The sequence below is a fragment of the Brevundimonas vesicularis NBRC 12165 genome (assembly GCF_001592205.1).
GTDB lineage: Bacteria > Pseudomonadota > Alphaproteobacteria > Caulobacterales > Caulobacteraceae > Brevundimonas > Brevundimonas vesicularis.
Window position 1 is genome coordinate 44242 of the sequence record NZ_BCWM01000005.1, and the last position, 25655, is coordinate 69896.

General features: G+C 66.4%; 21 protein-coding genes and 1 tRNA gene. 11 read left to right on the forward strand and 11 right to left on the reverse strand.

The features are described 5' to 3' along the window. Nucleotides 1-15: 15 nt before the first annotated feature. A complete protein-coding gene (locus BVE01S_RS05235) occupies nucleotides 16-651 on the forward strand; it encodes a glutathione S-transferase family protein (RefSeq protein ID WP_066625138.1) in 636 nt (211 codons plus the stop codon). 6 nt (nucleotides 652-657) lie between these two features. On the opposite strand, the gene BVE01S_RS05240 is transcribed toward BVE01S_RS05235, so the two are convergent. Further along, entirely contained in the window at nucleotides 658-1158 is a 501-nt protein-coding gene (locus tag BVE01S_RS05240) for a hypothetical protein (RefSeq protein WP_066625139.1), read from the reverse strand. Nucleotides 1159-1304: 146 nt separating this feature from the next. Here BVE01S_RS05240 and BVE01S_RS05245 point away from each other — a divergent pair, with 146 nt between their 5' ends. Together BVE01S_RS05245 and BVE01S_RS05250 are read left to right on the forward strand one after the other, a co-directional pair. Beyond that, entirely contained in the window at nucleotides 1305-1568 is a 264-nt protein-coding gene (locus BVE01S_RS05245) for a hypothetical protein (protein ID WP_066625141.1), read from the forward strand. A gap of 66 nt (nucleotides 1569-1634) precedes the next feature. Next, a complete protein-coding gene (locus BVE01S_RS05250; protein ID WP_066625144.1) occupies nucleotides 1635-2726 on the forward strand; it encodes an NAD(P)-dependent alcohol dehydrogenase in 1092 nt (363 codons plus the stop codon). Nucleotides 2727-2730: 4 nt separating this feature from the next. On the opposite strand, the gene BVE01S_RS05255 is transcribed toward BVE01S_RS05250, so the two are convergent. After that, on the reverse strand, nucleotides 2731-4203 hold the full coding sequence (locus tag BVE01S_RS05255; RefSeq protein ID WP_066625151.1) for a sensor histidine kinase: 1473 nt from the start codon (nucleotides 4201-4203) through the stop codon (nucleotides 2731-2733). After that, a complete protein-coding gene (locus tag BVE01S_RS05260) occupies nucleotides 4200-4949 on the reverse strand; it encodes a TVP38/TMEM64 family protein (RefSeq protein WP_066625152.1) in 750 nt (249 codons plus the stop codon). The genes BVE01S_RS05255 and BVE01S_RS05260 overlap by 4 nt, the downstream gene beginning before the upstream one ends. Before the next feature lie 126 nt (nucleotides 4950-5075). On the opposite strand from BVE01S_RS05260, the gene rpmH reads away from it, so the two are divergent. From rpmH to yihA, 4 genes are read left to right on the forward strand one after another with little or no spacing between them, the layout of a single operon-like run. Beyond that, on the forward strand, nucleotides 5076-5210 hold the full coding sequence (gene rpmH / locus BVE01S_RS05265) for a 50S ribosomal protein L34 (RefSeq protein ID WP_003164000.1): 135 nt from the start codon (nucleotides 5076-5078) through the stop codon (nucleotides 5208-5210). Between the two features lie 30 nt (nucleotides 5211-5240). Continuing rightward, nucleotides 5241-5657 (forward strand): ribonuclease P protein component, encoded by a 417-nt coding sequence (gene rnpA / locus BVE01S_RS05270; protein ID WP_066625155.1) that lies wholly within the window; start codon nucleotides 5241-5243, stop codon nucleotides 5655-5657. Then, nucleotides 5654-7450 (forward strand): membrane protein insertase YidC, encoded by a 1797-nt coding sequence (gene yidC / locus BVE01S_RS05275; RefSeq protein ID WP_055754639.1) that lies wholly within the window; start codon nucleotides 5654-5656, stop codon nucleotides 7448-7450. Before rnpA ends, yidC begins: the two co-directional genes overlap by 4 nt. Further along, on the forward strand, nucleotides 7447-8100 hold the full coding sequence (yihA, locus tag BVE01S_RS05280) for a ribosome biogenesis GTP-binding protein YihA/YsxC (protein ID WP_055754638.1): 654 nt from the start codon (nucleotides 7447-7449) through the stop codon (nucleotides 8098-8100). Before yidC ends, yihA begins: the two co-directional genes overlap by 4 nt. 95 nt (nucleotides 8101-8195) lie before the next feature. On the opposite strand, the gene BVE01S_RS05285 is transcribed toward yihA, so the two are convergent. Then, complete coding sequence (locus BVE01S_RS05285; protein WP_066625157.1) at nucleotides 8196-11060, reverse strand: M16 family metallopeptidase; 2865 nt, start codon at nucleotides 11058-11060, stop codon at nucleotides 8196-8198. Nucleotides 11061-11250: 190 nt separating this feature from the next. Here BVE01S_RS05285 and BVE01S_RS05290 point away from each other — a divergent pair, with 190 nt between their 5' ends. Next, a complete protein-coding gene (locus BVE01S_RS05290; RefSeq protein WP_066625161.1) occupies nucleotides 11251-12489 on the forward strand; it encodes an argininosuccinate synthase in 1239 nt (412 codons plus the stop codon). On the opposite strand, the gene BVE01S_RS05295 is transcribed toward BVE01S_RS05290, so the two are convergent. Genes BVE01S_RS05295 through BVE01S_RS05305 form a run of 3 tightly spaced genes read right to left on the reverse strand, consistent with a single transcriptional unit; the run spans nucleotide 12486 to nucleotide 15998 of the window. After that, nucleotides 12486-13787 (reverse strand): PQQ-dependent sugar dehydrogenase, encoded by a 1302-nt coding sequence (locus tag BVE01S_RS05295; protein WP_066625163.1) that lies wholly within the window; start codon nucleotides 13785-13787, stop codon nucleotides 12486-12488. The two genes, BVE01S_RS05290 and BVE01S_RS05295, sit on opposite strands and share 4 nt — an antisense overlap. 59 nt (nucleotides 13788-13846) lie before the next feature. Further along, the gene (locus BVE01S_RS05300) at nucleotides 13847-15184 is read right to left on the reverse strand and encodes an acetyl-CoA hydrolase/transferase family protein (protein WP_084375303.1); all 1338 of its coding nucleotides are present in this window, start codon (nucleotides 15182-15184) and stop codon (nucleotides 13847-13849) included. Between the two features lie 37 nt (nucleotides 15185-15221). After that, nucleotides 15222-15998, reverse strand: coding sequence for a phosphatase PAP2 family protein (locus tag BVE01S_RS05305; protein WP_066625164.1), 777 nt, complete (start codon nucleotides 15996-15998; stop codon nucleotides 15222-15224). Nucleotides 15999-16255: 257 nt separating this feature from the next. Between BVE01S_RS05305 and BVE01S_RS05310 the strand changes: the two genes are divergently transcribed. After that, nucleotides 16256-18139 carry a ribonucleoside-diphosphate reductase subunit alpha gene (locus BVE01S_RS05310; protein ID WP_370667552.1) on the forward strand — a complete coding sequence of 628 codons (1884 nt, stop codon included), beginning with the start codon at nucleotides 16256-16258 and terminating at the stop codon, nucleotides 18137-18139. Between the two features lie 216 nt (nucleotides 18140-18355). Further along, entirely contained in the window at nucleotides 18356-19162 is an 807-nt protein-coding gene (locus BVE01S_RS05315) for a lipid A-modifier LpxR family protein (RefSeq protein WP_205678458.1), read from the forward strand. 4 nt (nucleotides 19163-19166) lie between these two features. On the opposite strand, the gene BVE01S_RS05320 is transcribed toward BVE01S_RS05315, so the two are convergent. Further along, a complete protein-coding gene (locus BVE01S_RS05320) occupies nucleotides 19167-20921 on the reverse strand; it encodes a gamma-glutamyltransferase family protein (protein ID WP_066625168.1) in 1755 nt (584 codons plus the stop codon). 144 nt (nucleotides 20922-21065) lie between these two features. On the opposite strand from BVE01S_RS05320, the gene BVE01S_RS05325 reads away from it, so the two are divergent. Beyond that, nucleotides 21066-21142 (forward strand) — tRNA-Arg (locus tag BVE01S_RS05325). A gap of 228 nt (nucleotides 21143-21370) precedes the next feature. Here BVE01S_RS05325 and BVE01S_RS17160 read toward each other — a convergent pair. The 3 genes from BVE01S_RS17160 to BVE01S_RS05340 all read right to left on the reverse strand — a co-directional run bounded on the left by BVE01S_RS17160 (nucleotide 21371) and on the right by BVE01S_RS05340 (nucleotide 25647). Continuing rightward, on the reverse strand, nucleotides 21371-21922 hold the full coding sequence (locus BVE01S_RS17160) for a helix-turn-helix transcriptional regulator (protein WP_066625170.1): 552 nt from the start codon (nucleotides 21920-21922) through the stop codon (nucleotides 21371-21373). Nucleotides 21923-22217: 295 nt separating this feature from the next. Then, entirely contained in the window at nucleotides 22218-23192 is a 975-nt protein-coding gene (locus BVE01S_RS05335; protein ID WP_066625173.1) for a hypothetical protein, read from the reverse strand. Continuing rightward, nucleotides 23155-25647, reverse strand: coding sequence for a fimbria/pilus outer membrane usher protein (locus BVE01S_RS05340; RefSeq protein WP_244878360.1), 2493 nt, complete (start codon nucleotides 25645-25647; stop codon nucleotides 23155-23157). Before BVE01S_RS05340 ends, BVE01S_RS05335 begins: the two co-directional genes overlap by 38 nt. Nucleotides 25648-25655 lie beyond the last annotated feature (8 nt).

Consider the following 25655-nt stretch of genomic DNA (forward strand, 5'->3'; position numbering starts at 1 on the left):
AAGGGAGAGCACGCCATGAGCGAAGAAATCGTCTTTTACACCAACCCCATGTCGCGCGGACGCATCGTCCGCTGGATGCTAGAGGAGGTGGGCCAGCCCTATCGCACCGTCGTGGTCGCCTATGCGGCGATGAAGTCGCCGGACTATCTGGCGATCAATCCGATGGGAAAGGTGCCGGCCGTCGCCCATCGCGGGATCGTGGTCACCGAATGCGCCGCCATCTGCGCCTATCTGGCCGACGCCTTTCCTGACGCCGGCCTGGCGCCGGCGACGGACGATCCGCTGCGCGGGCTTTATTACCGCTGGATGTTCTTCGCCGCCGGACCGGTCGAGGCGGCGGTGACCGCCAAGTCGCTGGGTCAACTGCCGCCGCCCGAGAAGTCGGCCATGGTCGGCTACGGCTCGTTCGATCAGGTGATCGACGGGCTGGAACATGCGCTGGATCGCAGTCCGTGGATTCTCGGCGAGCGGTTCAGCGCCGCCGATGTCTATGTCGGCAGCCAGATCGCCTGGGGGCTGATGTTCAAGAGCCTGCCTGAACGGCCGGCCTTCACGGCCTATGCCGAACGGATCACGACACGCCCGGCCGCTGTGCGCGCCCGCGAAATCGACGACGCCCTGATCGCCGAAGCGAAAGCCAAGGCGGACTGATGACGTTTACTGCGCCGGCGCGACCCACGCCGGTCGGGCGGTGCAGGCGGGGCGGAAGCCCGTGCGGCACAGTCGCACCTGTTCCTGCCAGGCGGCGTAGTCGCGGTCGTATTTCTCCTGCGCCAGACGCGCAGTCTCGGCGGCGGCGCGCGCCTGTTCCTCGGCCTGGCTGACCTCGATCTGATGACGGGCCAGGGCGGCGTCGTAGTTCAGCCGGTTGTCGGCGTCGGTCTTGTCGGCCAGGGCGTTCTGGGCGGCGATCTCGTCGTTCAGAGCGCGGGTGGTGCGCAGTTCCTCTTCGGTCTGCTGGGCGTCGCTTGCGCGATGATAGGCCTCGCCCCGCGCCTTCAGCAGGGCGTCGCGGCTGGCGGGATCGGCCGGGTCGGGCAGGGCGCGCTGATCGCGATAGGGGTCGGCGGTCGCCGGCGCCGTCATCGTCTGGGCGGCGACGGGTGCGGTCAGGGCGGCGACCAGCAGGGTAGCGGCGGCGGCGGTGCGAACGATCATGACTGTCTCTCCCGAGGCCGTGGCGTTACCCGCAGCTTGGCCATTGTGATCCTGCTGCACAACGCCGCAGCGATGAAAAGGTGGCGAAAGGCTCGGCTTCGCGTCATGGTCGTCCTCTCCCGACCGCAGCCTATCCGAGAAGATCGATGATCCTGAGCACCGCGTCCGGCGACTTCCCTATTCCTGCGGATGTCGCACGCCAGTTGCCGAACGTGCCGGCCCTGCCCGATACGACCGCCGCAGACGCCAGGCTTCAGGTCGAGGACTTCCGTCACTGGCTGGACGCCTCGCCCGAGCACGCCATCGACTATGAGCGGCTGCGGCGCTGGCATCTGGTCCAGGAGGAGCTGGCGGCCCAGGCCAAGGCGGAGAACCGGCCCTTCGTCGTGTCCGACGACGGTCTGGAATAGGGCGACGCTGGAACGTCTTTGAGCGCGGGGGATTGCGGCAACATCCCCTTGCCCCCGGAGACTTTCATGTTCCAATCAATCGGTTACGGCGCAAAGACCGCCCGGTCCAAGCTCGAGCCCATGACGTTCGAGCGCGACGATCCCAAGCCCAACGAGCTGGTGATCGAGGTTCTTTACGCCGGCGTCTGCCACTCCGACATCCACCAGGTCAAAAACGAATGGGCCAATACGGTCTATCCGTGCGTGCCGGGCCACGAGATCGTCGGGCGGGTCAAACAGGCGGGCGCCGAGACCTCGCGCTTCAAGGAAGGCGATCTGGTCGGCGTCGGCTGCATGATCGACAGCTGCCGCCAATGCGAGGCCTGCAGCGCCGGCGATCAGAACTACTGCGAGGGTCCGAACAGCTGGTTGGCGACCTATAACGGCCCCATGACGCCAGCGACCGAGACCGAAGACGGCGCCAACATGTACGGCCGGGACAATACCTACGGCGGCTATTCCGATGTGGTGGTCGTGCCCGAGGATTTCGTGTTGCGCATCCCCGAAGGCCTGGACCCCAAGGCGGCCGCGCCCATCCTGTGCGCCGGCGTGACCACCTGGTCGCCGCTGAAACACTGGGGCGTCAAGGCGGGGGACAAGGTCGCCGTCCTGGGCTTTGGCGGTCTGGGCCATATGGCGGCCAAGCTGGCCAAGGCTCTGGGGGCGGAAGTGACCGTCCTGACTTCGACGCCGGAGAAGATCGAGGACGCCAAGCGGCTGGGCGCCGACGCGGCCCATATCGAGACGGACAAGACGGCCCTGGCGCCCCTTGCGGGAACGTTCGACTTCATCCTGTCCACCGTGCCCGAGAAGCACGAGATCGGCGCCCTGCTGGACCTGATGAAGCGCGATGCGGCCTTCATCGTCGTGGGCAATCTCGATGTCGCGGACGGGGTCGATAACTCCAAACTGGCCTTCAAACGCCAGACGGTCGGCGGCTCCTTGATCGGCAATCTTCAGGAAACCCAGGACGTGCTGGACTTCTGCGCCGCCAACGGCGTGGCCCCCGAGGTCGAAATGATCGACATCGCCGAGATCAACGACGCCTATGTAAAGATCGAGAACGGCGAGGCGCGCTACCGCTACGTCATCGACATGGCGACCCTGAAGGCGGCCTGATCGCCTATCCGGGCAGGCGCAGTTCGAAGGCTGCGCCTGTTCCGTCGGTCTCGACCAGACGCAGGTCGCCGCCGTGAAGGGCGGCCAGTTCGCGCGAGATGGTCAGGCCCAGGCCCGAGCCGTCCGAGCTTTTTGAGCTGACGAAGGGTTCGAACAGGCGTTCGGCAAGACGCGGCGGAATGCCGGGGCCGTCGTCGGCGATGCGCACGACGCAGAAGCCGTCCTGACCAAAGGCGCTGACGGTGATGGCGCCCTTGCCGCGCCGCTCGGGCGGACGCGTGGGATCGGCCTCGATGGCCTGGCGGGCGTTGCGCATCAGATTGACCAGGATGCGATACAGCTGATCCGGGTCGGCTTCGACGGCGAACCGGGGCGGCAGCTGTTTGACCAGGCGCACGCCGTCGGGGTCCAGTCCGGCGTCCTCGGCCGCCAGGGTCAGGGCCTTGGTCAGGACGACGCGGGTCTTCTGGGGGGCGGGCTCCTCGCTCTTTCCGTACTCCAACACATTGCGAGACAGGCCGGCGGCGCGACTGAGCGCGCGCTCCAGCCGGGGCAGGGCCTTGGCTACCTGCGGGTCGGCGGAGGTCGCCAGCCTCTCGGACGCCATCTGGGCCGAGGTCAGCATGTTTCGCAGGTCGTGGTTGATCTTGGCCACCGCCTCGCCCAGCGCGACCAGACGGGCGCGAGAGCGCAGGGAATGGCGCACCTCCTCCTGCATGCGGCTGAGTTCGCGCTCGACGCGGCCGATCTCGTCGTGGCGATCGGACGGCGCCTCGGCCTCGCTCTCGGGATCGGCGGCGAACCGCTCCATCGAGCGGGTGACGCGACGAAGCGGCCGCAGCACCAGCAGGGCCAGACCGCCATACAGCAGCGCGCCCGCCGTCACCGACACCAGCAGGGACACCAGCAGGCTGTTCAGGAGGAAGGCGCGCAGTTCCAGCTTCAACGGCTGGGCGGGGGTGACGATCTCAATGAAGTCGCCGGAACGATAGCGCGGCTTGGCCTGAACCCGCAGCGAGCGGTCCGGATGTCCGAACAGGGTGCGCCACGGGTCGGTCAGGCGCGACCAGCTGTCCTGACGCCTGAGGTCGATCAGTTCGGGCGCGCGGGGCAGGTTGGGGGCCTGAAGCAGCAGGCGGCGCACGCCTTGCTCTGTCAGGGCGACCGCCTGAACCCCGCCAATCCGCATCAGCTCGGCGGCCGTGTCGTCCTCGACTGCGCTGTAGGGCAAGGCTTCGACCCCGACCGAGGCCAGTTCGGCGGCCTGGAGCCGGTCGCGCAGCCAGCGCTCATGGAAGGCCGCCAGGTTCGGGCCCAGGATCAGAGCCTCGACCGCCAGGGTGAAGGCGACGGTCAGCAGCAGCAGCCGCGCCGACAGGCCGTCGGGCGCGCGCGGCGTCAGACGCTCGCGCCAGAGATTGGCCTGGTCCGGCGTCAGGTTCAGCCGCGCCGCGATCCGGTCGAACAGGGCGCTCATGCTGCCGTCGCCCCGATCCGCCGGGCACGGATCATCTGGAACAGCTTGATGCCGATGGGCAGCAGCAGGGAAAGGAAGACCACGCCCATCAACGGCCAGAAGAACTGTTGCAGCAGCATCGGCAGGTCCGGCCGCACGCCGGCGCGCAGCAGGCCGCCCAGCTGCGATCCGATCCAGGTATAGATGAAGGTGGATGGCAGCAGGCCGATGAAGGTGGCGATGATGTAGGGCCTGAGCGGCACCGCCATCATCCCCGCCGTCGCGTTGACCAGGACGAAGGGCACGCTGGGGATCACGCGTAGGGTGAACAGGGTGGTGAAGGCGTTGCGGTCGATGCCCTTGGCCAGCCGATCCATGAAGCCGGCGTCGGCTTCGAACTTGGCGCGCAACCACGAACCGATCGAGGTGCGATAGACATAATAGATGACGACCGAACCGATGGTGGCCCCCGTCGACTGCGCCAGGGCCCCGACATAGGGGCCGAACATCATCCCGCCCAGCAGTGTCAGGAAAACGGGTCCGGGAATGGTCGAGGCGGTCGCCAGGGCATAGACGGCGATGAAGGCGATCAGCGCGATCCACCAGTTCTGTTGCGCATAGGCCTGAAGGTTCAGCCCGTGCTCGCGGATCAGATCCATCGACAGATAGCGGTTCCAGCCCAGGGCGAAGAAGGCGATCACCAGGCCGGCGATGGCCGCCAACGGCGCCAGCCGCAGGGCCCATTCCTTCGCCGTTCGTTTCGCCATCCGTTTCATCGTCCCGAAATGCCGTCCGAGCGTTGACTCACGCGGACATGCGACTTATACGCCCGCCCTTCCTGCGGCGGACGCCTCTTGCCCCGTCGCCCAACCTTTTAACGTCAGGAGCCGACCGTGAAGCGGACCTATCAGCCGTCGCGACTCGTGCGCAAGCGCCGTCACGGCTTCCGCAGCCGGATGGCCACCAAGAACGGCCAGAAGATTGTTGCGCGCCGTCGCGCCAAGGGCCGCAAGCGCCTGACGGCGTAAGCGGCTTACGCGTCCGGATCTTTTGGACGCATGAGCGACCTTTTACAGATCAAGCGTCTGTTGCGGCGGCCCCAGTTCCTGGCGGCCGCCAAAGGCGTTTCCGAGGCGCGCGGCGCAGTAGTGATCCAGCGGCTGGAGCGCGGCGACGGTTCGCCGCACATCGGCCTGGGCTTCACCGCCACCAAGAAGATCGGCGGGGCGGTTCAGCGCAACCGCGCCAAACGCCGTCTGCGCGAGGCCGCACGGGCCATGCTGGCCAAGCATGGCGTGCCCGGAAGCGACTATGTCTTCATCGCCCGCATGGGCACGACCGAGCGTGCGTGGGACCGTCTGCTTGACGACGTGAAATCGACGCTTACAAGGCTGGCGACACCGCGACATGATCGGGGGGCCCACAAGCCCTCGCCCGCCCGCGCCCCCTCCGGCCAGGACCGCCAGAATCCATGAAAAACGAAAACACGCGCAACACGATCATCTTCATCGTGTGCTCGGTCCTGATCATGGGGATCTACTATTTCGCCGTGCTGCGTCCGCAGGCCGAGCGTCGCGCCGTGCAACAGCAGGCCCAGGCCGAGCAGTCGCAGACCGCCGATAACGCCGCGCGCACGGCGCTGAGCCCGCAGGGCCCGACCTTCGTCACCGACCGCAGCCAGGCGCTGAGCACCGCCGCGCGGGTGCCGATCCAGTCCGGCACGCTGAAGGGGTCGCTGTCGCTTCAAGGCGGCCGGATCGACGACCTGTTCCTGACCGACTACCGCGAGGTTCAAGACAAGCCCCAGCCGGTGGAGCTGTTCCGCCCGCAGGGGATGCAGAACGCCTACTTCGCCCAGTTCGGCTGGACCGGCCCCAATGTCGCCGGCGGCGTGCCCGGACCCAATACCGTCTGGCGCCTGACCAACGGTTCGACCCTGACGCCGACGACGCCGGTCACCCTGACCTGGGACAACGGCCAGGGCCTGCGCTTCACCCGCGTGATCTCGGTCGACGACAAATATGTGTTCTCGGTGCAGGACACGGTCCAGAACCTGGGCACGCAGGCGATCACAATCGCCCCCTACGGCAGCGTCCAGCGCCAGGGCGTGCCGCCGGCAGCGGGCTCGTCGCACATCGTCCACGAGGGCGCGATCGGCACCTTCGGCAAGCCGGGCGACTACCGGACCGAGCAGAAAAAATACAAGGACTGGCTGAAGGAGCCGCGGATCGAGAACGCCTCGACCGGCGGCTGGCTGGGCATCACCGACAAATACTGGCTGGCGGCCCTGCTGCCTCAGCAGAACGAGGCGGTCGAAACCGAATTCCGCGTCCGCGACCTGAACGGCGCCCAGCAGCTGGAAGCCAATGTCCTGGGCACGACCCGCACCATCCAGCCCGGCGCGACCGCGACCGAGACCCAACGCCTGTTCGCCGGGGTCAAGCGCGCCGAGGTGCTGAAATCCTATGAGCAGAGCCTGAACCTGCCCCGCTTCGTCTATGCGATCGACTGGGGGATGTTCTGGTTCCTGACGCGTCCGATCTTCTGGATCCTGGAGAACGTCTATGGCCTGGTCGGCAGCTTCGGCGTCGCCATTCTGGCCCTGACCGTCATCGTGAAGCTGGTGATGTTCCCGCTGGCCAACAACGCCTACGCCTCGATGTCCAAGATGCGGAACCTCCAGCCCAAGATGGAGGAGATCAAGAAGAAGTTCAAAGACGACCCGCAGAAGCAGCAGCAGGAGACGATGGCCCTGTATCAGCGCGAGAAGATCAATCCGGTCGCCGGATGCCTTCCGCTGGTGCTGCAGATCCCGGTCTTCTACGCCCTGTACAAGGTGCTGACCGTAACCATCGAAATGCGTCACCAGCCGTTCCTGGGCTTCATCCATGACCTGTCGGCGCGCGACCCGTCGTCGATCTGGAACCTGTTCGGCCTGATCCCGTGGGATCCGGCGATGGCGCCGCTGATCGGCGGCCTGTTGGCCGGCCCGCTGCACCTGGGTCTGCTGGCGATCGCCTATGGCCTGACGATGTGGCTGCAAACGGCGATGAACCCGCCGGCGGCCGATCCCGTCCAGCGCCAGATCTTCCAGTTCATGCCGCTGCTGTTCACCTTCATTATGGCGCCGTTCGCAGCGGGCCTGCTGATCTACTGGGCCTGGTCCAACATCCTGACCATCCTGCAGCAGTATGTGATCATGCATCGCTACAAGGCCGAGAACCCGATCGATACCTTCTTCGCCCGGTTCAAGAAGTCACCGGCGTGATCGACGAGACCGAGTTCACGCCCGAGGACATCGAGGCGGCGCGCATTCTGTTCGCGCGGCCTGCGACCTTCGTCATGGGCGCGGCCAAGATCGAGCAGTTGCCCGACCCCGATCTGCCCGAGATCGCCTTCGCCGGCCGCTCGAACGTGGGCAAGTCCAGCCTGATCAACGGGCTGGTGGGCATGCACAAGCTGGCCCGCGCCTCGAACGAGCCGGGCCGCACGCGCGAGGTCAACTTCTTCGACCTGGACGGCCGGATGCGTCTGGTCGACCTGCCCGGCTATGGCTGGGCGAAGGCGTCCAAGACCACGGTCAAGAAGTTCCAAGATCTGGGCCGCGACTATCTGCGCGGCCGGGTGACGCTGAAGCGGGTCTATCTGCTGATCGACAGCCGCCACGGGCTGAAATCGGTGGATACGGAGGCGCTGGATGCGCTGGACTTGGCCGCCGTCAGCTATCAGATCGTCCTGACCAAGGCCGACAAGCTGAAGAAGGGTGAGGGCGAGGCCGTGCAGGCCGCGACCCTGAAGGCGATCTCCAAACGCCCCGCCGCCTTCCCGGTGGTAGCCCTGACCTCGTCGGAAAAGGGGCTCGGCCTGCCCGAACTGCGCGCCGAGATCATGCGCACGACGGGCGCGACGCTGGATTAAAGGCCTCATCATCGGGTCAGGCCCGAGCATGACGGCAAAGAGAAAAGGCCCGGAGATCGCTCTCCGGGCCTTCGTCGTTCTGGTCTGTCGTCGCCCTATTGGGCGGCGGGGGCCGCCGCGCGGACCTCGACAGGGATGCCCAGGGCGTCCAGTTGCGGCTTGACCACCGAGGCGTCGCCGACCACGACCCAGACGAACTTGGACGGGTCGATGGCGGCCTTGGCGGCGGCGTCCAGCTGGGCTGCGGTCAGGGCGTTGGTGCGTGCCGCGATGGTTTCCGGATAGTCGTCCGGACGGCCCAGCAGGGCGTTGGAGCGCATGGCGCCGAGGACGGCGGCCGAGGTCTCGTAGCTGCCGGCCAGACGGCGGGTGTTGCCGTTGATCGTGCGTTGAAGCTCCTCGGGCGTCACGCCCTTGCCGCCCGACAGGAAGTCGTTGAACTGCTGGTTCAGGGCTTCGATAGCCGGGCCGGTCTTGTCGGCCTGGACCGGGGCGGTGACCAGATAGGGCACGCGTCCGGCGAACGGATTGACCGAGGCGTTGACGCCGTAGGACCAGCTCTTGGTCTCACGCAGATCCGAGTTGATGCGCGACAGGAAGTCGTTGCCGAGCACATTGTTCGCCGCGTTCAGCACCAACAGGTCGTCGGTGCCCGACAGGCCCAGGACCTCGCCGCCCATGATGTAGGACTGGGGAGATTGCGGGCGGTCGATCAGCACGATCTTGGGCGTCGCGGCCGGGATCGGGGCCGAGAAGTCCTTGACGGCCTTGGCCGATGCGGGCGGCACCCATTGACCGAAGGCGCTGTCTAGGATCGGCGTCAGCTCGGCCAGGGGCCGGTCGGAGACGACGAACAGCTTGGCGTTGTCCGGGCGGATCCACTTGGCGTAGTCGGCGCGGATATCGGCGTCGGTGATCGCCTTGACGTTGGCCTCGTCGCCATTGCCGCTGAACGGACGGCCATAGGGGCTGTTCGGCCCATACATCAGTTCCGGCAGGGCGCGGCTGGCCAAGGCGGCCGGCTGGGTGCGCTCGGCGGCGATGCGCGACAGGCGGGTGGCGCGCAGGCGCTCCAGCTCGGTCGGGGCGAAGGCGGGATTGCGCACCACCTCAGCCATCAGATCCACCGAAGGCTTCAGGTTCGGCGTCACCGCCGACAGCTGGACGACCGAGCTGTCCATCGTCGCCCCGGTGGTGATGGTTGCGCCCAGGGCTTCCTGCGCCTCGGCCAGCTGCGTGGCGTTCAGGGTGCGGGTGCCCTCGTCCATCAGGTCCAGCATCAGGGTCTGCAGACCCAGTTTGGAGCGGTCGTCGGCGGCCAGACCGGCGTCGAAGTCGAGCGCGATCTTTGTCGTCGGGGTGGCGTCGCGCTGGGCGTAGATCACCTCCATGCCGTTCGACAGGCGGGTGCGCTCAACGGCCGGGAAGTCGACGTTGGCGACCTGACCGATCTCGGGCTTGGGCATGCGCGGCTTGCGCTCGATTTCCGGCGCCGGGGTGCGGTTGGCCCCGGACGGCGCGGCGGCCGCCTCCTGATAGGCTTCGCGCTGGCCGGGCAGGGTGGTCAGCGTATAGGCCGGACGGGTCAGCCACTTCTGCATCGCCGCCTTGACCTGGGCCGGCGTGACGGCGGCGTAGGCGGCCAGCTGCTTCTTGTAGAACTCCGGATCGCCGGCATAGAGCTGGCCTTCGGCGAGCGCCGTAGCCTTGCCGCCGAAACCGCCGACCTGTTCCAGGCCCTGGATGCGGCGCGAGGCGTACTGGGTGACGACGCGGTTGATCTCGTCCTGCGTCGGGCCGTTCGCGATCAGGCCGTTCAGGATTTCACGCATCCGCGCCTCGACGGCGGCGGGGTCTTCGCCCGGCTTGATCGTGGCGCTCATCTCGAAGATGCCGACGCGGTGGAAGGCGCTGTTGCCGGCGCTGGCCGAGACGGCGGTCTGTTCGCCGCGCACCAGCTCATTGTCCAGGCGCGAGGAGGCCAGGCCGCCTAGGACCGATGCCGCGACGCTGAGCGGCACCGAATCCGGGTCCAGCATGCCGGGCACGGCCCAGCTGACCTCGACCTGGGCGTTCGAGACGCGGTCGTGGGTGGTTTCGCTGAGCGGGGCGGACAGGGTCGGGACCGGGGCCTGGGCGGGATTGTTCACCGGACCCTTGGCGATCGGGCCGAAGTATTTGTCGGTCAGTTCACGCGCCTTGGCGGGGGTGATGTCGCCGGCCAGCACCAAAACGGCGTTGTTGGGGCCATAGTTGGAGGTGAACCAGTCGCGCACCGTCTGCATCGAGGCGGCGTCCAGATCGGCCATCGAACCGATGGTCGAGTGGCGATAGGGGTGGCCTTCGGGGAACAGGGCCTCCAGCTGTTTGTACTGGTTCAGGCCATAGGGCTGGTTGTCGCCCTGACGCTTTTCGTTCTGGACGACGCCGCGCTGCAGATCGAGCGTTTCCTGGCTGATGGCGCCCAGCATGTAGCCCATGCGGTCGCTTTCCATGAACAGGGCCTGTTCCAGCGCCGGGGTCGGGACCGTCTCGAAATAGTTGGTGCGGTCGAAATAGGTGGTCCCGTTCATGTCGGTCGCGCCCATGTTGCGCATCGGCGTGAAATAGCTGCCGGGCGCATTTTCCGAGCCGCCGAACATCAGGTGTTCGAACAGGTGGGCGAAGCCGGTCTTGCCGGCCGGCTCGTCCTTGGAGCCGACGTTGTACCAGACGGAGACGGCGACGACGGGGGCCTTGTGGTCCTCATGGACCAGGACGGTCAGGCCGTTGTCGAGGGTGAACTTGGTATAGGGGATGTCGACTTCATTGATCAGCTGCGACACCGGCGCGGCTTGGACGGCGGGTGCCGCAGCCTGACCGGCGACCTGGGCGGCGGGTGCAGAGGCCACGGAGGCCCAGACGGGCGTTGAAACCGCCAGAAGGGCGGCGGCAGCGACGAGAGAGCCAGTGCGGCGCATGCGATATCCTCGGGATTGCAGTTGGAGGGGACCATAACGCCGGTCTGCCGCCTGGCAACGCGACCAAATGGAACATGACGAAAGGTTCATGTTCTCGCCCGCGCGACCCGGAAAAGGTTGCATCGCCGCACCCCCGGTCTTATGCGCGCGTCAACTCCCCGACTGACCGCCCCTTGCTGAAAGAGCCGCCATGTCCGCCCCCGCCGACAAGCCCGTCAAGAAAGTCGTCCTCGCCTATTCGGGCGGGCTGGACACCTCGATCATCCTGAAGTGGCTCCAGACCGAATATAACGCCGAGGTCGTGACCTTCACCGCCGATCTGGGCCAGGGCGAAGAGTTGGGTCCGGCGCGCGAGAAGGCGCTGAAGCTGGGCATCAAGCCCGAGAACATCTTCATCGACGACCTACGCGAAGAGTTCGTGCGCGACTTCGTCTTCCCGATGTTCCGCGCCAACGCCCAGTATGAGGGCGACTACCTCCTGGGCACCTCCATCGCCCGGCCCCTGATCTCCAAGCGCCAGATCGAGATCGCGCGTCAGGTCGGCGCCGACGCCGTCTGTCACGGCGCGACCGGCAAGGGCAACGATCAGGTCCGGTTCGAGCTGGGCTACTATGCGCTTGAGCCCGACATCCGCGTCATCGCGCCGTGGCGCGAGTGGGAGTTCCGCAGCCGCGAGGCCCTGCTGGACTTCGCCGAAAAGAACCAGATCCCGATCGCCAAGGACAAGCGCGGCGAGGCGCCGTTCAGCGTCGACGCCAACCTTCTGCACTCCTCGTCCGAGGGCAAGGTGCTGGAAGACCCGGCGGTCGAGGCGCCCGAGTTCGTCCACCAGCGCACCATCAGCCCTGAGGACGCGCCGGATGTGGCGACGGTCATCGAGATCGGCTTCGAAAAGGGCGACGCCGTCTCGATCAACGGCGAGGCCATGTCGCCGGCCACGATCCTGACCGCCCTGAACCAGTATGGCCACGACAACGGCATCGGCCGTCTGGACCTTGTCGAGAACCGTTTCGTCGGCATGAAGTCGCGCGGCGTCTATGAGACCCCCGGCGGGACCATCCTGATCGCGGCGCACCGCGGCATCGAAAGCATCACCCTGGACGGCGGCTCCATGCACCTGAAGGACCAGCTGATGCCGAAATACGCCGAGCTGATCTACAACGGCTTCTGGTTCTCGCCCGAGCGCGAGATGCTTCAGGCGGCCATCGACAAGAGCCAGGAAAACGTCTCCGGCACGGTCAAGGTCAAGCTGTACAAGGGCAATGTCTCGGTCATCGGCCGCGAAAGCCCCAACAGCCTGTACGATCAGGACCTGGTGACCTTCGAAGAAGGTGTCCAGGCCTATGACCACAAGGACGCGGCCGGCTTCATCAAGCTGAACGCCCTTCGCCTGCGCGTCCTGGCCAAGCGCGACGCGCGCAAGAGCTAGGGCGTCTTGTCCGACCGGGCGATCCTGAGGATCGCCCGGTTTCGGTCGTCCGTGACCCAGATCGATCCGTCGGCGGCCACGGCCAGCGCGACCGGCGCGCCGCGCGGCTGACGGCCTGCGACCGTGTCCCAGCCCGGCGTCAGAACCTTGCCGCGCAGGCTGGGCGCGCCGGCGGGATAGGGCAGGGCGCCGCGCGGATAGATGGCGTAGCGGCCGCCGATATCGGTCAGGGGGCGGCCCTCGCCATCCGTCTCGCCCGCCACGATCCGGCCGCCCGCGCGACGATAGCCGTGCCAGCTCATCAGCAGCCGGCCGCGCAGTTCGGGGAACATCGCCCCATCGTAATAGAGCAGGTCCAGCGGCGCGGCGTGGGGCGGCAGCAGGGCGACCGGGCGGTCGCGCTGGCTGCATCGCGCCTGGCCCGCGCTCCAGCCCGGCAGGGGCGTCGCCAGATCGACGCAATAGGGCCAGCCGTAATGGCCGCCCTGACGCAGGACATTGATCTCGTCATAGGGATGGTCGGGCGTGGTCAGGTCGACCGAGTTCTCGCCTTGCAGGATCGTGCCCGACGGGTGCCGCACGAGGGCGATGGAGTTGCGCAGGCCCGAGGCGAAGACGGTGCTGTCCTCAGCCCAGCGGCCGTTTCCCAGATAGGCGTGACGCCGCACCTGGGCTGTCGCCGCGCTGTCGATGCAGGCGCCGGACGCATTGGCGCGCGCCCGGCCCCGCGCATCCACGCAGCGGTCGCTGGGCGCGCCGACATTGACCAGTAGGTCGCCGTTTGCGTCGAAGACGAAGCTGGACAGCGGGTGGCGATTGGCGTGCAGCCGGTTGTCCGGCAAGTCACCGATCACGGTGCGCACCGTCGCCGCCGGATCGGCCGCGTCGGGGTCCATCGTCAGGATGCGGTTCATCTCAGACACATAGATGCGCCCGTCCGGCCCGCGCGCCGCCGTGTGCGGCATGTTCAGCCCTTGGGCCAGTCGTCTCCAGCGCGGCGCACTGTCGGGGTCGAACGACAGCCGCCAGATCGCGCCATTGCCCGGATACCAGTTGCCGAGATCCGTCACCAACCAGTCGCCGTTCGATAGCGCCAGCAGGCCGCGCGGCATTCGCGGTCCCTCAGCCCCCGCGCCCTGCCAGACCAGTCCCAGGCAATAGCCGGGCGTCATGCGCACGGTGGTCATCGGGCGGCCGTCGCAGTCGCCATCGGTGGCGTAGGCGCCTTGCGCGCCTCTCGCGCTGACAGGCGTGGCGAGGAGCAGGGACAGCAGGGCCAGCAGGCGGACGGTCTTCATGGCGCCAGAAGTCCCGACGGACGGTCCAAGATCAAGCCGTAGTTCAAGTTGTCGGGGCGTCAGATCAGGCCCTGCTCGCGCGCCGCTGTTGTCAGGCCGTCGCGAAACTCGGGCGCGGCCAAGGCGATCAGGGCGCGGGCGCGTTCGCTGGACGACTTGCCCTTCAGATTGGTCCAGCCGTGTTCGGTGGCGACGATGTGGGTGTCGTTGCGCGGGGTGGTGACCGGCCCGTCCAGACGCGCGACGATGCGTGAGGCCGTGCCTTTCGCCGCCGTGGAATGACAGGCGATGATCGACTTGCCGCCCTCCGACCCATAGGCGCCGCGCACGAAATCCAGTTGGCCCCCGGCGGCCGTGAACTGGCGCCCGTTCAGAAACTCCGAGCAGCAGGCGCCGGTGAGGTCGACCTGAAGCGTGGCGTTGACCGAGATCATCTTCGCATTGCGCGCGATCACGGCCGGGTCGTTCACATAGGAGACCGGATGGGCCTGCATGCCGCGATTGCCGTCTAGAAACTCATAGGTGTTGAGGTCGCCCATCGAGAAGGCGAAGACGCCCACGCCGGGATGCAGGGTCTTGCGGGCATGGTTGGCCACGCCGGCCTGCATCAGCTCGACCAGGCCGGGCGTCAGCATCTCGGTGTGAACGCCCAGATCGCGGTGGTCCATCAGGGCGTCGCAGACGGCGTTGGGCAGGGCGCCGATCCCCATCTGAAGCGTCGCACCGTCCTCGACCAGGCCGGCGATGATCCGCCCGATGGCCAGGTCCGCCGGCTGAGGCTCGGCGCGCGGCACGACCAGCAGGGTCGCGGCATGTTCAACGATGCCGGCGACCTTGGACACATGGACGGTGCAGTCGCCGAACACACGCGGCATGTGCGGATTAACCTCGACGATCACAGTCTTCGCCGTCTGCGACACCGGCTTGGCGTAGTCGGTGTTGGTGCCGAACGAGAAGAAGCCGTCCGCATCCATCGGCGAGACGGTGCAGATCAAGGTGTCCACCTTGACCTCATCGCACAGAAGGCGGGGCGACTGCTGAAAGCCCGTGGGGATGAACTGCACGGGGTTGGGGCGACCCTCCTCGTGTGCGCGCTGCTCAAGCCGGCGTTCGATGGCGCTGTGGAACAGGCTCCAGGGGCGGATCCGGTCCATCAGTTCATAGCGCAGCACCGTGTCCCCCGCGATGGCGGTCGAGAGCAGATAATAGAGGTTCACATCCTCGACCTCGCCGCGCGCGGCCCGTTCGGCCAGGGCCCTGAGCAGGGCGGGCGGCTGGGACACGCCGAGACCCATCGCGACCTTGGCGCCCGAGACGATCAGGGCGGCGGCCTGGTCTGGGGTCTTCAGGCGTTCGGCGTAGAGGGCGGCGTGATCCATGGCGTGCGTCTCCGACATGTCTTCAGACTAGCCTGCCGCGAGGCGGATCGCGGGCCTAGACTTTGGTCGGGTCGGGGGCGGCTTCGATCGGGGAGGCTTCGTCCTGCAGCGCCGCGCGGTGACGCTTCTGCCAGCGCGCCACCCCATAGGCGACCAGCCACAGGGCCATGGCCCAGGCCGCGCCGACCGCCCAGCCGGCGAAGACGTCGGTGGCCCAGTGGGCGCCCAGATAGATGCGCGTCAGCCCGACCAGCAGGGCCAGCAGAATGCCGACGCCCAAGACGAAGACCTTGAACCGCTCGCGCGGGAAGGCGCGGGTCAGCATGACGGCGACGCTGAGATAGAAGACGGTGGATAGCAGGGCGTGGCCGGAGGGGAAGCTGGCGTTGATCGTTTCCACCGCCTGAGCGGCGGCAGGGGGCCGGGCGCGCTCGAACACCGCCTTCAGGCCCTCCGAGAGCGCGACGCCGCCGGCCAGGCCAATGACCAGCAGCAGGGACGACAGCCATTTCCGCTGGCTCAGCAGGAAGACGATCACGATCAGGGCGAACAGACCCAGCACAGAGATGCCGCCCAGCGAGGTGATGTCCGCCGCCGCCTCCTTCAGCCACCACGGCCCCCACGGCCGGCCGGGATCGTCGGCATAGGGCCGCATCAGCGCCAGGACATGAAGATCGAAGGCCTGGCCCTCGCCCTCGGTCATCTCATCGGCAAGCCCGGCGAAGGTCAGAACGCCGCCGGCGACGACCAACAGGGCCAGAAGCGCGGCGATCTCCGTGCGGGCGACCGTCAGGGCGCGTATCAAAAAGGCGCGTAAGTCAGAAAGCGTCATGGGCGAGCCAACGGCCAAGCTCTCGCCATGTTCCTCCAAAGAAAAAATTGGGCCTGTGAGTAACTGCGGAGCAGCCGGAAAGCCTTTGATTCCAGCGAGTCCACCGACGCGAATCACCGCGATGTCCACAGAGTCAGATTTGTCACCACGCGGAGCCAAAAAAATCCAATTTGGAACGGGGGCAAACCGGTGATTTAGTTCTCATTAAGCACAGCAGACACAATATCTGGTATGCGAGACAATCGATGGGGATCGTAATGGCTGGCGGCGAGGCATTGAAGACGACGGAATTCCAAGGCGTTGCGGCGACGCCGACGCCGGAGCGCCCCCACCTGACCGTGGTCAAATCGGTTCAAGTTGACCGCTCGCGCGACGATCTGCTGACCGACTTCGGCAAGAAGACGCTGGAAGATCGCTATCTGCTGCCGGGCGAAAGCTATCAGGACATGTTCGCGCGGGTCTCGACCGCCTTCTCGGACGACGCCGAACACGCCCAGCGCCTGTATGACTATATGAGCCGCCTGTGGTTCATGCCGGCGACCCCGGTCCTGTCGAACGGCGGCGCGGATCGCGGCCTGCCCATCTCTTGCTTCCTGAACGCGGTGGGCGACAGCCTGGACGGCATCCAGAACGTCTGGAACGAAAACGTCGCCCTGGCCTCGAACGGCGGCGGCATCGGCACCTATTGGGGCGGCGTCCGCTCCATCGGTGAAAAGGTGAAGGGCGCGGGCAAGACCTCGGGCATCATCCCTTTCATCCGCGTGATGGACAGCCTGACGCTGGCGATCAGCCAGGGCTCGCTGCGCCGCGGTTCGGCCGCCGTCTATCTGGACATCCACCACCCGGAGATCGAGGAGTTCCTAGAGATCCGCAAACCGTCTGGCGACTTCAATCGCAAGTCCCTGAACCTGCACCATGGCATCAACGTCACCGACGAATTCATGGAGGCGGTCAAGGTCGGCGGAACCTTCGACCTGAAGTCGCCCAAGGACGGCGCGGTCATGAAGACCGTCGACGCCCGTTCGCTGTGGACCAAGCTGCTCGACATCCGCATGCAGACCGGCGAGCCCTATCTGATCTTCTCGGACACGGTGAACCGCCAGATGGCGCCGCACCAGCGCGATCTGGGCCTGAAGGTCAAGCAGTCGAACCTGTGCGCCGAGATCATGCTGCACACCGGCCGCGACCACCTGGGCGTGGACCGGACCGCCGTCTGCTGCCTGTCGTCGGTGAACGCCGAGACCTTCCTGGAATGGCGCGAGGAGCCGCGCTTCGTCGAGGATCTGATGCGGTTTCTGGACAATGTGCTGGAGGACTTCATCCGCCGCGCCCCGCCCGCCATGGCCGCCGCCGTCTATTCGGCCAAGCGCGAGCGTTCGGTGGGTCTGGGCCTGATGGGCTTCCACTCCTTCCTGCAGGGTCAGGGCGTGGCTTTCGAAAGCGCCATGGCCAAGTCGTGGAACATGCGCCTGTTCAAGCATCTGCGTCGCGAGGCCGACAAGGCCAGCCGCCTGCTGGCCGAAGAGAAGGGCCCGTGCCTGGACGCCGAGGAACGCGGCGTGATGGAGCGGTTCAGCCACAAGCTGGCCATCGCCCCGACCGCCTCGATCTCGATCATCTGCGGCGGCACGTCCGCCGGCATCGAGCCGATCCCGGCCAACATCTACACCCACAAGACCCTGTCGGGCTCGTTCGCGGTCAAGAACCCCTATCTGGAGCGCCTGCTCGAGGAAAAGGGCATCAACACCGAGGCGGTGTGGAGCTCCATCCTGGAGAACGAAGGTTCGGTCCAGCACCTCGACGCCCTGAACGAGGACGAGAAGGGCGTGTTCAAGACCGCCTTCGAACTGGACCAGCGCTGGGTGATCGAACTGGCCGCCGACCGCGCGCCGGAAATCTGCCAGGCCCAGTCGCTGAACCTGTTCATCCCCGGCGATGTGAACAAATGGGACCTGCACATGCTGCACTGGTCCGCCTGGGAGCGCGGCGTGAAGTCGCTGTACTATCTACGCTCCAAGTCGGTGCAGCGCGCCGCCTTCGCAGGCGCCGAGGACAAGGCCGAAGAGGTGATCGATCCCAATCAGCCGGATCTCTTCTCCCTGCCCAAGACCGACTACGACGAGTGCCTGGCCTGCCAATAAGGCCATCTGCACCAAACGACCCGATGGGCTCCGCGACAGCGGGGCCCTTTTTCGTTTGGGAACCGCTGCTGGGCGTCCTCGTTCAAAAGCGACGAAACCATGACCAAAAGCCGTTGGACTCTTGCGCCTAAGGGTTGCAGTGTGTGTCCAGCGGATCGGTGGGGAGACCGGATGCGATTAAAGGCCTGTATTGTCGGCTTTGGGGGCGTGTTGGCGATGGCCGGCGCGAGCGCCGCCCGCGCACAGACCTGGGCCCCCAACACCTTCGACGCCTCGCCCGATGTCGAGGCGCGCCTGACTGAACAGACCAGTTTCCGCGTAGCACCTGACGCCCGGTTCGGCGCCCAGATCGAAATCCCGACCGCCTTCCGTCCCGATGACCGATCCGGCCTGTCCGCCAGCACGCGCAACGACGTCTGGATCGATCGCACCGACTTTACCGACCGGGTGACGCTGGAGACGGCCGGCCGTCTGCGCCGCGCCGATGGCTCTCCCCTGCCGGTCACGCCCGTCGATCGGGCCGAACTGGACCCCCAAGCCTACGACCTGCGCTATGTGCGCGGCTTCCGCGGCGCGCGGGGCCACACCGCCTCGGGTCTGGAAGTCAGCCTGACCCCCCACGCCGGTCTCGGCGTCGGCAGCGAGGGCCGCTCGGCCGAGGCCGGCGTCACGCTCAAGATCGGCGAGGGGCTGGACCGCCTGGCCCCCAACGGCCGCGAACGGTTCGGCGAACGTCCCCGCTGGTATCTCTACGCCGCCGGTTCGGGCCGCGCCGTCGGCTACAACTTCGCCCGCACCCGCGACGGCGACTACGCGCGCTCCGGCTACACCCAGGACAAGGGCAGCTTCCTGGGCGACGCCTCGATCGGCGTGGCCTATCGCAAGGGCGACATGCAGACGTCGTTCGGCGTCGTCTATCGCGAGATCGACGCCGGCAAGGGTCTGCGCGGCATGAACGGCTTGGACACCGACGTCAGCGAAGGCCTGCTGGCCTTCCAGCTGTCGATCCGTCCCGGCCGCTGAGCCTTTAGCGAACCTCCGAGACCGCCACGCCCTCGCGACGCGGATCGGCCCCTCCGTCCCAGCGACCGTCGCGCCAGATCGCGCCATGCAGGCCTGAGGTCTCGGTGGCGTTGGGCTTCAGGGCCATGCCCGCCGCCGCCAAGGCGTCGCGGATATCGGGCGCGATCAGGTCGGTGTCGGCCCCGACCATCTCGCCCCGCACCACCAGATTGGGCAGGGCGATCGCCTCCTGCATCGACAAGCCCCAATCCATCGTCCCGACCAGGGCCTTGGCGACATAGGCCAGGATGCTGGACCCGCCCGGCGAGCCGATGGCGCCGACCAGCCGCCCTTGACGATCCAGAATCAGCACCGGCGTCATCGACGAGCGCGGCCGCTTGCCCGCCGCCACGGCATTGGCGGCCGGATGTCCGTCCTCCTGCGGCGTAAAGGAGAAGTCGGTCAGCTGGTTGTTCAGGAAGAAGCCGTCGACCATCCGGCCATTGCCGAAGATGCTCTCGACCGTCGTGGTCATGCTGACCGCATTGCCCCAGGCGTCCACCACGACCATGTGCGATGTGCCGCCCGGCTCGGCGGTCTGGTCGACCCCGCGCGGCGGCGATCCCGTCGGGGCGCCGGCCTCGACCGGCCCGTTCACCTGCGGGGCCAGGGCCGCGCGCGACGCGACATAATCGGGATCCAGCAGACCGGCGATCGGCACCCCGACGAAGTCGTTGTCGCCGATATAGCGGTCCCGGTCGGCATACATCAGCCGCTGCAACCGCCCGAAGGCGACCCAGGCTTCAGGGCTCCTGGCCCCCTTGTTCAGATCGGGCGTCGCCTCGGCCATGGCCAGGAACTGCAGCAACGCCACCCCGCTGGAGGGCGGCGGCGGCACGCAGACCACATAGGCCTGATAGGGCCGGCAAAGGGCGTCGCGGCGCAAGGGGCGATAGCCGGCGATGTCCGCCTCGGTCAGGCCGCCGGGACGCGGTCCTTCGCGAACCGCCGCCGCGATGTCGCGACCGATCGGCCCGCCATAGACGACGCCCGGCCCCCGCTGCGCCAACCGCGCGACCGTGTCGGCGTAGGCGGGGTTCTTCAGCGTATCGCCCGCCTGATACCGCGTGGCGTCCGGCTTGGTGAAATAGGCGCTGGCCCACCGCGTCCGCGCCTGAGGACTGCGTCCATTGATCATGCCGGCCAGACGCGGGCTGACCGTGAATCCGTCGCGCGCCAGCCGTTCGGCGTCCCCGAACAGATCGCGCCAGGCCAGCTTGCCGTGATCCTTCTGCGCCATGGCCAGCATTGCCACCGCCCCCGGCGCACCGGTCGAGCGGCCCGACAGCACCGCGTCGATGAAGGGCAGGGGCTTGCCGTCCTCATAGAACAGTTCGGGCGTCGCCGCCGCGGGCGCCGTCTCGCGCCCGTCATAGGCCGTGACGGTCCCGGTCTCGGCGTCATAGCTCATCAAAAAGGCCCCGCCCCCCAGGCCTGAAGACTGCGGCTCCACCAGGCCCAGCACCGCCTGGATCGCTACTGCGGCATCCACGGCCGATCCTCCGCGCCGCAACACGGTCATCCCCGCCTCGACCGCCAGCGGATTCGCCGCCGCCACAAACGGCCCCCGAGCGGGCGATGCGGCAATCGACGGGGCCGACACGGCCGGCGGCGACGCTGTCGTCGGCGAGTGCGCGCCGTGGATGTCTGTCGCGGTCTGGCATCCCGCCATGAGGACGGGAACCAGCACAGCGGCGATCTGGCGACGGAAGAAACGCATGGAAGATCCGAAAGCAGGGGAGCGTCACACAGGCCTAAGCCGTCGCAGCCGCCACGCCAACCGCTTCAGACGCAGAAACTGCATTCCCCCGCTTGCGTCCGCCCGATCCACCGGCTAAAGACCCGCCCTCGCCGCAAGGCAGCCGCACCCGTAGCTCAGCTGGATAGAGCATCAGACTACGAATCTGAGGGTCGGGCGTTCGAATCGCTCCGGGTGCGCCACTTCTTCCAATGACTTGATGATCAGCGCGCGTGCTCATGGACGCGTGGTTACAGTCGTTCTGCACCATTCTTTGAAGTCGGCGCTCGGCTGGGATGGTCTAATCGGCATCCAGCACGTCACCGGTTCGCGAACCGCGCCGCCGAAGTTATGTGGCCCGGTCCATCGTTTGTCTTGATGGAAGACATGGAAGCGCGGCGGACGGTTTTGATGGCTTTGCGAAACCAGCGTCAGTTTATGAGTTGAAAACTCAGTCTCAGGGCGCCGGTAATGCCTTTGACGCCCATGCGCATGCAGATGGCGCGCAGGTGGGCGCGCACGGTGTGGATCGACATATCCATCTTTCGGCCGATGTCCTTCGGGGCCTCGCCTTGGGTCAGATGGGACAGGACCAGGAGTTCGGCCCGGGTCAGACCGAAGATGGCGCGTAGCGGCTCCATAACCTCCACGCCCATGCAGTGGGCCGGGCGCGCCGTGGCGAAGATGCGGTCGATCGCATCGGGCGCCGTCGCCAGATCCAGCAGGCACCAGGCGTCATCGCCGGCGCGAAGCAGAAGGCGGCCGTGCGATTGTCGTCCTTCCAGCAGACGGTTGGCCAAGGCGTCGAACTCGCCACGATTGCGATGGGAGGGGCAGATGAAGGCCCCGCCAGCGCCCAGCACACCCGCTGCGATCATGGCTCTGGCATTGGCGTTGGCGTGGATTACGCAGCCCTGAGGATCCAGAACGAACCGGGCGAGAATGTCGTGTTCGAACCAGGCGGTGCAGTCCGCGCGGGGCATGGGTGTCGGATTTCCAGTCGATCTGATTGGCGTCGGGCGCTGCCCAAATTCTCCTTGCAGGATTGCTGAAACAGCACGGCCGTCTGTTCGCGACGACGCCGCTATCTTTTGCTCATACATTTGCGCCACCCATTTCCGCAGGCTGTCCAAACCCGGATAGGGCTGTCAGCCTCAAGCTTACGATCTGTGTGTGCCGGCTCCTCCAAACAGCCGGCTCATCGCGTTAACTTTGTTACCAGTTTGACGGCCGGGTCGTAATCGCCGCTATGGGCTAACCATGATGGGGTATCTCTCGTCAGCGGGGCGATATGTCGATAGCGAGCACATCCTGATAGCGACCGGCCATCTGATCCTTGATCTTGCCCAAGGTGAACAGCATCGGCAGCGACATGCCGGCGAGGGTGCGGGGCGGATCGACCTCCTTGGTCCACGGTGCCTGTAGATCGACCGGTGTCCCGTCCAGCTCGACGGCGTAGGCGACGGAGGACGCGGTCTCCGCGTCGCCCTCACGTTGCATCAGGCCGCGATGTTCGGACATGATCGCGATGACCGACGGTGCATTGGCGCGGACCTGGATGAAGATGCGCCGCGTCAGGCCGGTAGAGGCGTCACCGAAATCGACCACCTCCACACTGGAACCCGAACCAAAGGCGCCGGCGGCGCCAGCCAGATTCAGTTGTGCTCGGGGCGTGGAGACCAACTGCATACGGACCGGGATTGGGGCAAGCAAAGCCGTTCCATCAGCGTCCTTGACCAGCAGCTTTAAGTCGGTGGCGTAGGTTCCGGCGTCGGGCACGGCGTCCACGACGATGGCGGCGTCCAGCTGCGCCTGACCTGTCGCCTTGCCTGCGAGAGTGTAGCGGAAGACGCCAGGCTCGACGTCGGACGTCTGAAGCCCCGACGCCTCTCGCGGACGGAACTGCACTCCCACGCCCCCAAGGGGCAGGCCAGAAACAATCGCCCCGCCGTCGTCCACGACGGACAACCGCAGCTCGCAGACCTCGTCTGCCTGGTTCTTCAGGCCCAGATCGATGGCGCCGCTCGACGGTCCCGCAGCGAAGGGATTGTAGTTGATGACGACAGTGCTGGGGCTCTGGGTCAGGGCAAGGTCGCAGGCTCTCGCCTTGGAGGCGGTCACGGCCAGAATAGCCGCCAGGACCAGCGAGACGATGACGGTCAGCGTTTCAGACCAGGTTGGAACCCGGATCTTTCGGTCACCTTGCGCCTTGCGCCTACGGCGACGGCGGAGACGTGCGGATTTCGCCGACATCGACTGTTCCTTCCACTTTCTCGGGAATCACGAATTCTCCCACCACGGCGCCCTGGATCACCAGGCGATAACGACCCGGAGCCAGGCCATCGGCGATGAAACGCCCGGAGCGGTTGGTGAAGAAGGGCTTGCCCTCGGCATCAGCCGGAGCGCCTGCCGCTTGGATGACGCCGCCGGCCAGAGCGACCGGTCCATTGGCGGACATCAGGACGCCTCGCGCGGTGCGCGACGCGTCGCTACCCACCACGAAGCGGTACCCGTTGCCGTAGCCCGGGAAGATGTTGATGACGCCACTGCCCAGGTCATAGCCCTGCGGCAGCGGATCGGCCTCGATCTCGTAGCGATTGACGCCATAGCCGCGATCCAACCCGACCAGAGCCGGACCCAGCCATCCGCTGTGCGCGACCGTATAGCCGCTGGAATCCGTCAGCTTGATGCGTGAATGGGACAGGGTAGGGTGGGGCGTTGCGATGACGAAGCCCTCGCGCGCCGAACGTCCGACGCCAAAGGCGCCGCCGGCGTAACCGATCATCGTCGACATTCGCCACAACGACTCCTGGCGCGTGACCCCGCCGGGCTCGGACGAAACCAGCCGGTTCGATACGAGTTCGGCGTCGAACCGATTATTGATGTAGCGCAGGTCCGCCGTGATCGCTTGGTTGGTTCGATCTTGCGACAGCCGCAAGTCGCCGCTCAAGTCGTTGAGGCGGCCCGAAGATGCGCGTGACACCCCAACCTCGCGCAGGTCGTTGTCGGTGTCGTAGCGCGCGGTGGTGCTCCAGCGCCCGCCGAAGCGCGACGTCAGCGTCAATCCGAAGCGGTCCTCGTCGCGGCCATCTTCGGTGGACCCGCGCTGCCAGGCCAGATTGACCGCGAAACGACGGAAAGTGCGGCCCAGGCCCAGGCTGAAATCGGTGCGATCTTTTTGTTGGCGACCCTTTACGAAGGCGACGCCGCCGCTGATCGAATAGTCACGAAAACGCACAAGCAGCCGCGCGGCGGCGCGCCATTTCTCGTTGTTGAAAGCGGACGGATCGAAGGCGCTCTGAAAATAGCGGCTGGTCGCCTGGGCCGACGCCACAAGGCGCGCATCAGCGGTCTTGCCCAAAGTCCTTTCGAGGAGATAGTCGACAGAGGCGACGTAGCCGTTTTTTCCGGTGTCGCCGTTGTGGCTGGCGGCGCTGCTCAGCTGGATCAGACCCAGTTTGGAACCCCACGTCGCTATGGCGCCGGCTTGCCCCTTTCGGTCGGCGATCTGAGCGTTGACGCCGACGGTCAGAACATCGGACAGGCCCTTGCGAACAAAGCCGCTCGCGGCCAGCGTCGAGCCGTATTGTAGATCTCCGCCTTCTTCCAGCAGTCCGGCCGACACCCCAAAATCCAACACGCCGCGATCCAGCAGCCCGGCGCCGCCGAACAGGTCGAACACAGCGATCTCGCGCCGACCGCTGTCGTCTTCGACGAGCAGGCGAACCGTGTTGGCGCCCTGCGCGAAGGGAAAGTCGCCAATGGAGTAGGGGCCGGCCTCCAGACGGATCCGTTCCGCCACCACGCCGTTGACCTCGACGACGACCAAGGCCGGACGGTCTAGGATGAACTGGCGGCGCCCTGCGGGACGCACGTTCTGGAATGGTCGAATGGTTGAATACGCGCGTGCGGCCGATAGCCCCAAAAATCTTTGCGAGCCCTGAAAACTGTCGATGGGGGGCGCGAACTCGCCGGCGGTCAAACGTACAGCGGATTTGAAGATGTCCTTGGTCAGACGGATTTCGCGGCGCTGCCAGCGGCCTTGCGTGTTGTTCCCGTCGTAATCGACGCCGGTGGTCAGCGTGACGCCGTCAAATCCGCCGAGATTGGCGAAAAAGTCGACGCCGCCCTGTAGCGGCGAAAAACGAGTGTCGGTGTGGGAGTAGAGTTGGGCCAGGGTGATATTCGCGCCGGCCGAAAAGTCCGCCGGTTGATCGAAGGCGGCAGGGTCGATCACCGGGGTTTGGGAGAAGCCGACATCGCGACGCGCTCGGCTTTCCGGCGTGGATGTCGCGACGAAGGTCAGCGAAAGGGGATCGAAGGCTAGCGAAAAGGTGTCGGTGACAAGGTCCGCCATATTGACCTTCGTCTGTGTCGCGATCCGGCCTGACAGAGTGGTGAAGAGTTCGGACCCGATCTGAGGCCGCAACAGGTCCAGCAGGGCTGTCGCATCCACCAATCCCTGGCCCTGGGCGTCGACCGAGCCGCTGATGTCGCCAAGATATTTGCCGTCGAGCGTTAGCGGGCCCTGGATCGGCGTAAAGACCGAGGACGGCCTGACCGAAGGAGACTGGTCCTGAATGGGTGGCGAAGCTTCGGTAACTGGGCCTTCGCTTTCGTCTCGATCGATGGCTACGACGGCGGAATAGTCCGGCGGCGCCGTGCGCATGACCTCATCGGTCAGCACGACGGGAGCGGCATGTGCCACGGTAGCCA